Origin of the sequence: Vulcanococcus sp. DEBay_Sum22DG08_74, from assembly GCF_017852955.1 — a bacterium.
Classification (GTDB): Bacteria; Cyanobacteriota; Cyanobacteriia; order PCC-6307; family Cyanobiaceae; genus Vulcanococcus.
On record NZ_JAFMKL010000074.1, the window covers coordinates 1 to 8,398 of the forward strand.

Here is an 8,398-nt window from a genome sequence, read left to right on the forward strand (position 1 = left end):
ATGGGTTGAGACGAGAAAGCCACCCCACAAGGGTGGCTTTTTTGTGCCTGGAATTCATTTGCCATCAACGGGGTTGAGAGCTGCGCTGGTGTGCGCGCTTTGCTCGGGCCTATTGTTGATGTAAGCCAGATGAATCCCTAGGTGTTGGTGCGTTCGCGTCGATGGCGCGCGATTGTGAAGCCGTTCTGGAAGGCCTACCGCCTTTGGGATCGAGAAGATTGTGTGGATCTCAGTGCGGCCTTTGCGTATCACAGCCTTCAGTCCTTTTTCCCCATCCTCCTGATTGCGCTGGGCGTCGCTGGCCTGGTTCTGGGGCGCATGGATGGACTGGCGGACCAAGTCATCGCTGTTGCGGATCAGTTTTTGCCCCCTTCGGCCTTGCCCCTGGTGAGTACAACGCTGCTGCGCCTCTATAAGCAGGGCACGGGTGCGGGCTTGATTGGTGTCATCTTTCTGGTGATCTCTTCAACTAACGCCTATCTCAGTCTTCAACGTGGGGCAGATCGGCTTTGGGGGTTTCGTCCGATTCTGACTCCACCGGAGAATTGGAAAAAGCCGGTCTGGAAGTTCATTCGTAACCGCATTGAGTCACTGGTTGTTGTTGTTCTGATCGGCTTTTTTGTGGTTCTCGATCAGATCACGACCAACCTGCGTCTGCTCAAGCCCGGCAGCTGGAGACTGCTGCTGGAGAGCTGGCTTCCCGCCAAGCTTCACCTCTGGGCACCGGTTCCTCTGCTGGTGGACTTGGGCATCAGCGTCGTCATTAGCTGCTCTCTGGCGTTTGTCCTGCTGGCCTTCATGCCGACCCGCAGGGTCCCCTTGCGTCCTCTCATTCCGGGATCGCTGCTGATTGGCTCAGCCCTGACGGCCCTGAACCTGGCCCTGGGCCGAAGCCTGATCTCACTGGGGGCGCGCTTTCAGGCCTATGGCGTCATTGGTGGTGTGTTGGTCCTCAGCCTCTGGGTTTGGCTGGTGGCCCTCGTCGTCTATTACGGCATGGCGCTCAGCGTGGTCTGCAGCAAGCGCCGCGAGCTTTCGGCAGGATGATGGTCCTGCGGCTGCTCCGTTTGCGCTAGGCGATGCAACGTCCGATTCCTTGGCTTTGGATCACGCTGATCGGCGTCCTGCTGATCGCTCCGGGGCTGGCTGGGCGTCTGTTCGTTGATGTCCTCGAGGGCATCACCTTGCTGTTGGTCTTGGGGCCCCTGGTCCTTGGTGGAGCGGGCTTTCTGGCCTGGCAGTGGTTCAAGCGCCGCATCGTGACCTGTCCGGCCTGCGGGACCCCCAGCGTTGGAGCGCCCGCTTGTCCGGCCTGTGGGGCGGACCTCAGCCAGGTGCGTCCAACCGCCTCAGCGGCCAAGCCTGTCGATGCTCCCGCTAGCGATGCGGTGGTCGACGTTCAGGTGCAGGACGTCACGGATCGCTAGGGCTTCCCTCAGCCTTCGCCGGTTCGCGCCATCTCAGCAAGACGACGTTCCCGCAGGAATAAAAAGAAGGGTGCGGCGAAGGCAAAGGCAATTGTTCCTGCGCTCAGCAGAACAATCCAGAGGTGACGCATCTGCAGGCGCCGGCTCTCTACGACGATCCAGATCGTGATCGCTGAAGCCCCCACCAGCAGATCCCGCGACAGCGATTCAGCGGCCGGATTGGCATTGGCCAGGGCGATGAACTGGGCCAGGTCAAAACTGGCGCCGTACTCGCGCATGAACTCCAGATTGGAGAGCCAGGGCAGCACTCCGCCCGCCACCGCCAGGGCGAGATAGAGCCAGGCCAGCCAGGGTTGCTGAGCGGGTTTGGAGGCCATCGCGGTCCCTAGGTGCTGAGTGCCTCCCATTCGACCACTTCCTGGGCCACCTGCTCGAGCACCACCTGGCAGCGGGCGGCATAGGCCTCAGCGCGGCGATAGAGGCCGGCCATCTCCTCGACCTCTAGCTCTGCGGACTGAAGCTTCGCCAGGGTGAGCTCCAGGGCCGTGTTGGCCTCTTGGTAGCTCAGGCCTTCGATCTCCTTCTGCCACTGCTCGGTTTCAGCCGAAGCAGCGGCCTTGGCCTTGCTCGCGGGCTTCTTGCGTTTGGTTTGGGGTTTGGCTTCCGTCATGGCATCAGGGGTGAGGGCTGACCTGCTCCACCACGGCCTCGATCTTGCCGTCGACCAGCTCCAGCCTGAGGGCATCGCCCGCTTGGCTCTGGCTGACGGAGCGCAGCAGGGAGCCATCGGCCCTGCGCACCAAGGAGAAGCCGCGTCTGAGCAGCCGTTGCGGTGACAGGGCTTCCAGCAGTTGCAGCCGTTGCTGCAGTCGCTCGCGCTCGCGCTCGATGATCAGGCTGGGATGGCATTGCTCCAGCCGCTGGCGCTGCAGCGCGAGTCGCTGCTGTCCCTGCTGGAGGCGATGCAGCATCAGTTGACGCACGATGGCCAGACGGTGCTGGAGGCCCTGGGAGAGGGCCTCGCGATCCGGCAGAAGCGCAACAACGGCCGCCGTCGGTGTCGCCGCCCGGTAGTCCGCCACAAGGTCGGCCACGGTCGTGTCGTCCTCGTGCCCTAAGCCAGTGACCACCGGGATCGGGCTCGCCGCCAGGTCGCGGGCCAGTTCTTCGTCATCGAAGACGGCCAGGTCCTCTCGAGCGCCGCCTCCGCGGGCCAGAACGATGGCCTCGATCTGCAGTTCGTCGCTGCGCTCGAGCACCTCGGCCAGGCGCTTGCGGATGGTTGCGGCCACCATCCCCTGCACGGGAATCGGCACCACGTGAACCGTGGTCGCCGGCCAGCGCTCCTGGGCTGTGCGCAGCATGTCCGCCAGGGCCGAACTGGGCACGCTGGTTAAGAGGGCAATCGCTGCGGGCATCTCCGGCAGGGGCCGTTTGCGCTCCGCCGCCAAGAGGCCCTCGGGTTCCAGGAGCGCGCAGACCCGCTCGAACTGCCGTAGAACCGCGCTGAGGGCCGGACGGATGTCGAGGATCTGAACGCAGAGGTTGGCGCGGCTGGCCCAGAAGTTCAGTTTCCCCACCACCAGGACCCCATCCCCTTCGCTGGGCTGGTAGCTCAGGCGCTCCCGCTGGGAGGACCAGACCACACCGGAGATGGAGGCCGACTCATCCACCAGGGTCAGCCACAGATGCCCTTTTTTCAGTTGGGGCCGCGAAACGGTGGCCTCCAGCAGAAACCGGGGGGCAAAGCCCCGCTCCAGCAGCGAGCCAATCGCTTGATTGAGTTCCGCGACGCTGTAACGCGGGATGCCGGAGTCGCTCTTCATCACCGGCTCAGGCGCGCAGGAGCATCAGCGCTCGAGTTGGCGGTAGCAGCTCCACCAGTAGAGACAAACCACAGCACCGATGACGCTCAAAGCCAGGCCGACGGCGTTCTGGACGTTGAACAGGGCAATGGTGGTCAGCACCAGGGCTGAACTGAGCAGTCGGGCACCGTCGCGGCGATTTTTGGCGTAGAAGCGGGCCAGGACTCTGCAGGACGCACAACCGCAGCCAGTTTGGCCCACCGATAGCGTTGGCGCGCCTTTGCCCGGGTGCCTGTGACGTCCCCTCGAGCGCGCCTGCAGAGTCAGCTCGCCGCCCCCTTGCCGGAGCACCCGGAGCTGGTGCTGGTCACCGATCTCGACGGCACCCTGCTGGGGGGACCCAGCGAGGAGCGTCGCGGCTTCTATCGCTGGCTGGCTGAGCAGCGCGAGCGGGTGCTCCATGTCTTCTGCACCGGCAGGGACCTGGGCGCCATCGCTCAGGTGCTGGGGCAAGACGAACCGTTGGGGCTGGCGGCCCCCCATCTGGTCATCGGTGATGTGGGTTGCACGGTCGCCTGCGGTTCCTCCCTGTTGCCGATTCCACTGGCGGTGGACCCCATTGAGCAGCGCTGGCAGGCCCTCGAGCCGCGGCTCCGCACGCTGCTGGAGGGGCGGCCTGGACTGGAGCTGCAACCCATGAGCTCGAACCGTCGTCTGGCCTTTTATGTCGACCTCGATCAGTTCGACCTGGGCCTCATCCCTGTGCTCGAGGCGGAGGGGGCGACGGTGGTGATGTCCGACAACCGCTATTTCGATGTCCTCCCGGGCGGGGTCGACAAGGGCTCAACCCTGCTGTCGCTGCTTGGGTGGTTGGAGGCGGATCACGCCACGGTGGTCACCGCTGGGGACACCCTCAACGATCTGGCGATGTTTGAAACCGGCCTCAAGGGGGTCATGGTCGGCAATGCCGAGCCGGCCCTGGTGGAGCAGTTGCCCCGTCTCTCCGGGGTCTATCACGCCCAGGGCCATGGATGTCAGGGCATCGCCGAGGGGCTGCGCCACTTTGGTTTTGGCCACCTGATGGCCTAGCGCTGCTGTTGCTCCAGCCGCTTTTTGGTGAGGGCCGTGGGCGTGGCGTTGGCTGGATCCTCGGGCCAGGGATGGCGGGGATAGCGGCCCCGCAGGTCCCGGCGCACGTCCCGATACGCCCCAGTCCAGAAGCCCGCGAGGTCTTGGGTGATCGCCGCGGGGCGCCCCGCCGGCGAGAGCAGTTGCACCGTCACCGGCAGTCGTCCGCCCAGGACCGTCGGGGTGGTGGCGGCCCCGAAGAGCTCCTGCAATTTCACGGCCAGCACCGGTGTGCCGCTGCTGTAGTCGAGGCTGGCCTGACGGCCGGAGGGAATCGCCAGGCTGGTGGGCAGCAGCGTCTCGAGCTCCTGGCGCAAGGACCAGTCCAGACCGCTCCAGAGGGCCTCGCAGAGATTGAGTTGTTGCAAGTCCTGGCGCGAGCGCAGGCCCTCCAGTTGATCCCCGAGCCAGCCCAGGGGGTCGGCTTCCAGGACGGCATCGCTGCGGTCCAGCCAGGGGGCGCCCAGTTCCCGGTGGGCCAGGCAGAGACGCTGTTGCAACTGCCTTGAGCCTTTGCCCCAGGGCAGGGCCTCGAGCCCCAGATCGGCCAAGCCCTCGAGCAGCGCGGCGCGCAGGAGCTCTGCTGGGGGATCGCGCAGGGGCCGGCGCTCCAGCGTCAGCGCACCCAATTGGAGGCTCTCCTCGGCCTTGACCCGCTCTTGGCTGGGATCCCAGCTCACCAGTTGCAGGCGTTCGCCCTGCGTTTGGGCCAGGCTCTCCACGCTGCTCTGCGGCAGGGCCAAGGCCAGCTGGATGCGGCAGTCACTGCCTCCCCCATCGGCATGGGCAATGGCCAGGGCCTCGCTGCCCCAGAGGGGGTCGCCGGGATGCAGTTCGGCGCCACGGCCGGAGCGCAGCTGGTAGCGACCGGGGGCGCCTGGGCGCTGCAGGCTGACCCGCTCGGGGTAGGCCTGGGCAATCAGCTCGGCGCAGAGCAACGCCTCCTCGCCACTGTTCAGGGTTGGTTGGGGGCGACGGCGTTCTTGACCGGCGATGCCCTGGAGCTGGCGCTCCAGCTGCGCCTGCAGCTGCTGAATCGAGCGCCGGCGATGGTCTCGCCCGTCCTGCCGCAGCCAATCCAGCCGGCGCAGCAGATCACAGCCGGCCTCATCCAGCCGCAGGGGGTCCCGCTCGCTCAGCAGGGCGGCCAGGGCGCAGCCCAGGCTTGGTACGCCGAGCTCCTGGGCCTGCAGCAGCACCTGGCCCAGGCGGGGATGCACCCCCAGCTGGCTGAGTTGGCGCCCATGGCTGTTGAGTTGCCCGGCGTCATTGAGGGCGCCCAGTTGTTGGAGCAGCTCCTGCCCCTCCAGCAGATGGGGCCGTGGCGGTGGCTCCAGCCAGGGCAACTCCTCCCCCAGACCCGCGCCCCACTGGGCCAGTTGCAGCACCAGGGGGGCGGGGTCGGCCTCCAGCAGGGCCGGGGGATCGAAGGCTGGGCGCCGCTGCTGCTCCGCGGGGCTCCAGAGGCGGACCGCGCGCCCTGGACCGAGGCGTCCGGCGCGTCCAGCCCGTTGCTCCGCACTGGCCTGGCTCGCCGGGAGCGTGACCAGGCTCTCCATGCCGCTGGCGGGGTCGAAGCGGCTGCGGCGGCTGAGGCCGCTATCGATCACCAGGGCGACCCCGGCGATCGTTAGGGAGCTTTCGGCAATGGCCGTCGCCAGCACCACCTTCCCCGCGGGGCTGCGGCTGGCTTGGATCGCGCGGCTCTGCTCCCCCAGGGGCAAGTTGCCGTGCAGGGGGCAGATCTCCAGGTCCTGGGACCAGCTGGTCCGCGCGATCGCCTCCTGGCACTGCTGAATCTGGCGTTGTCCAGGGAGGAACACCAGGGCGGTCTCGTGGTCCTGCCGTTGGTCCAGCCATTGGCTCTCCAGGGCCCGGACCACCTGGGCGGAGAGGGTCTCACGCTCTCGAGCCGGTTGGTGCTGCACCGCGACGGGGAAGCTTCGTCCTTCGCTGGTGAGCAGCGCGGCCTCGGGCAGCTGTTCACGCAGGGGCTGGAGGTTGAGCGTCGCTGACATCACCAGCAGTCGCACCTCCGGTGCGATCACCGCCCTGGCCTCCCGCAGCAGCGCCAAGGCCAGGTCCGCCTCGCTGCGGCGCTCGTGAAATTCGTCGAAGATCACGCAGGCCACCCCCTCCAGGCTGGGGTCGGACTGCAGCTGCCGCAGGAACAGGCCGTCGGTCAGCACCTCCACCCGGGTGGCGGCTGAGACCCGGCTCTCCAGGCGGACGCGATAACCAATCCGTTGGCCGACGTCCTCGCCAAGACTGCTGGCCAGACGCTGGGCCGCGGCTTTGGCAGCGAGCCGGCGTGGCTCCAGCATCAAGACCCGCCCGCTCTCCTTGGGCAGGGCCTCAAGCAGGGCCAGGGGCACGCCTGTGGTTTTTCCGGCTCCTGGTGGAGCCTGCAGCAGCAAGGTTCCGCCCGCTGGAAGCCGCTGCACCAGCTCGGGCAGCAGCGGCTCAATCGGAAGCGGCACGCTGGGTGATCCGGGCGTCAGCGCACGTGGCGCGCGCCATCAACCGGGTGGTAGAGCTCACCGGTCAGCTCTTCGTAGACGATGGCCGGCAGACCGGTTTCAAACATCGTCTGCAGGGCTTCTTTGAGGTATGGGTTCCAGCCGCCGGTGTTGACCTTGCCGTGGCGGACGGTCCAGTCCCAGGTGCCCTGGAGATCCCTAGGGATGCGGCCTTCGCGGTCGCGGCGGGCCACCAGATCCTGGGATTCAACGAGGCCCACCAGGATGGGCTCCTTGCCGTAGGCGGGGGTCAGGATCAGTTCCAGGCGAACGGGATCCTCTTTCACCAACTTGAGCTGGAAGCGCGGGGGCAGCTTGATGGCCTTGAGCACAGCAGCCACGATCCGGGTTCTTTGCTCCACTCAGCCTCCGCCAATGTTCACAAGCACCCACTGGTTGTACCAGCTGGAGGGTCCAAGCGGGTTGCTCTGGGGTCGTTCAGTCAGGCGGGTTACTCGTCGTCTTCACCAAAACGCACCGTGAGTAGGTCGTCTTGGGTGAGCTGTCCGTCCTGATCCAAGAGCTCGGGGTGAATCGTCAGCCGCCCCGTTCGATCCCCCTGGGGCGTGCGGTCCCGGTCACCGGGACGGGGCACGGCTGAGTAGCCGCGGGCCATGATCCGAAAGGCCTGCCAGAGCAGCCCGATGAAGCAGGCGCCGTAGACCAGCGGCAGCAGCTTGCTGGCGACCAGACCGAGATCGGGTGTGGTGGCGAGCATGGCGGAGCTCTGGAAGGCCGACTGCCCCATCATCGCGCGCCCCCCGGTGCTTGCGTGCCCTGGAGCGTTCTGCTTACGGTTTCGCAGATTTGCTCTTGGTTCCATGGCTGGCGCAGCAGCACGGATGGCCGGCCTTTTGCTGGCGGCAGGTGCTGGCCCCGTCCTCCTGGCTCTGCCACCGGTGGCGGCCCAGAGCGCGCCGGCGCCGGCCCTGACCCGTCAATCCTTTGTGGCCGAGGCGGTGAAGCGCACCGGCCCTGCGGTCGTGACGATCGATACGGAGCGCACGGTCGTGGTTCCAGGGGGATCCCTGGTCACGCCCTTCCCGTTTAACGACCCGATGCTGCGGCAGTTTTTCGGGCTGCCGCCCGGGGGCGGAGCGACCCGGATTCCTCCCTCCCAGCGGACCGAGCGCGGCCAGGGGAGTGGGGTGATCTACGACCCCTCGGGCTTGCTGCTGACCAATGCCCACGTCGTCGAGGGCACGACGCGGGTGATGGTCGGTCTGCCCGACGGTCGCCGGGTGGAGGGCAAGGTTGTCGGCAGTGACAGCGTCACGGACCTCGCGGTGGTCCGCTTGAGCGGGCCAGGTCCTTGGCCCGTGGCCGCCCTGGGCGATTCCGATGCCCTGCAGGTGGGCGAATGGGTGATTGCGGTGGGCAATCCCTTCGGCCTGGATCAAACCGTGACCTTTGGGATCGTCAGCAACCTGAACCGCAACGCCGCGGCGCTGGGGATCACCGATAAGCGGTTGCAGCTGATTCAGACCGACGCGGCGATTAATCCCGGGAATTCCGGTGG

Annotated in this window: 11 protein-coding genes; 4 read left to right on the forward strand and 7 right to left on the reverse strand. The window is 66.6% G+C overall.

The window, feature by feature from the left end:
- Nucleotides 1–174: 174 nt before the first annotated feature.
- Together QZ184_RS08380 and QZ184_RS08385 are read left to right on the forward strand one after the other, a co-directional pair.
- Nucleotides 175–1,047 (forward strand): YihY/virulence factor BrkB family protein, encoded by an 873-nt coding sequence (locus QZ184_RS08380; protein WP_296419044.1) that lies wholly within the window; start codon nt 175–177, stop codon nt 1,045–1,047.
- Nucleotides 1,048–1,079: 32 nt separating this feature from the next.
- A complete protein-coding gene (locus QZ184_RS08385) occupies nt 1,080–1,427 on the forward strand; it encodes a zinc ribbon domain-containing protein (RefSeq protein ID WP_296419045.1) in 348 nt (115 codons plus the stop codon).
- A gap of 8 nt (nt 1,428–1,435) precedes the next feature.
- Here the strand turns inward: QZ184_RS08385 and QZ184_RS08390 are convergent, their stop codons facing one another.
- The 4 genes from QZ184_RS08390 to QZ184_RS08405 are packed head-to-tail and all read right to left on the reverse strand — an operon-like array spanning nt 1,436 to nt 3,493.
- The gene (locus QZ184_RS08390; protein WP_296419046.1) at nt 1,436–1,804 is read right to left on the reverse strand and encodes a DUF2834 domain-containing protein; all 369 of its coding nucleotides are present in this window, start codon (nt 1,802–1,804) and stop codon (nt 1,436–1,438) included.
- Between the two features lie 8 nt (nt 1,805–1,812).
- Nucleotides 1,813–2,097: an exodeoxyribonuclease VII small subunit gene (gene xseB / locus QZ184_RS08395; RefSeq protein WP_010313157.1), complete on the reverse strand. Its 285-nt coding sequence runs from the start codon at nt 2,095–2,097 to the stop codon at nt 1,813–1,815.
- Nucleotides 2,098–2,101: 4 nt separating this feature from the next.
- Nucleotides 2,102–3,253, reverse strand: coding sequence for an exodeoxyribonuclease VII large subunit (gene xseA, locus QZ184_RS08400; protein WP_296419049.1), 1,152 nt, complete (start codon nt 3,251–3,253; stop codon nt 2,102–2,104).
- A gap of 24 nt (nt 3,254–3,277) precedes the next feature.
- Nucleotides 3,278–3,493 (reverse strand): hypothetical protein, encoded by a 216-nt coding sequence (locus QZ184_RS08405; protein WP_247479572.1) that lies wholly within the window; start codon nt 3,491–3,493, stop codon nt 3,278–3,280.
- A gap of 33 nt (nt 3,494–3,526) precedes the next feature.
- Between QZ184_RS08405 and QZ184_RS08410 the strand changes: the two genes are divergently transcribed.
- Complete coding sequence (locus QZ184_RS08410; RefSeq protein ID WP_296419051.1) at nt 3,527–4,321, forward strand: HAD family hydrolase; 795 nt, start codon at nt 3,527–3,529, stop codon at nt 4,319–4,321.
- Here the strand turns inward: QZ184_RS08410 and hrpB are convergent.
- The 3 genes from hrpB to QZ184_RS08425 form a co-directional block, all read right to left on the reverse strand.
- Nucleotides 4,318–6,840, reverse strand: coding sequence for an ATP-dependent helicase HrpB (gene hrpB, locus QZ184_RS08415; RefSeq protein ID WP_296419053.1), 2,523 nt, complete (start codon nt 6,838–6,840; stop codon nt 4,318–4,320). The genes QZ184_RS08410 and hrpB overlap by 4 nt on opposite strands.
- 17 nt (nt 6,841–6,857) lie before the next feature.
- On the reverse strand, nt 6,858–7,241 hold the full coding sequence (locus QZ184_RS08420; protein ID WP_296419055.1) for a hypothetical protein: 384 nt from the start codon (nt 7,239–7,241) through the stop codon (nt 6,858–6,860).
- 89 nt (nt 7,242–7,330) lie between these two features.
- Entirely contained in the window at nt 7,331–7,627 is a 297-nt protein-coding gene (locus tag QZ184_RS08425; RefSeq protein ID WP_232197204.1) for a DUF2973 domain-containing protein, read from the reverse strand.
- A 94-nt stretch (nt 7,628–7,721) separates the two neighbouring features.
- Between QZ184_RS08425 and QZ184_RS08430 the strand changes: the two genes are divergently transcribed.
- A partial coding sequence (locus QZ184_RS08430; protein ID WP_296419057.1) for a trypsin-like peptidase domain-containing protein occupies nt 7,722–8,398 on the forward strand: 677 nt, incomplete at its 3' end.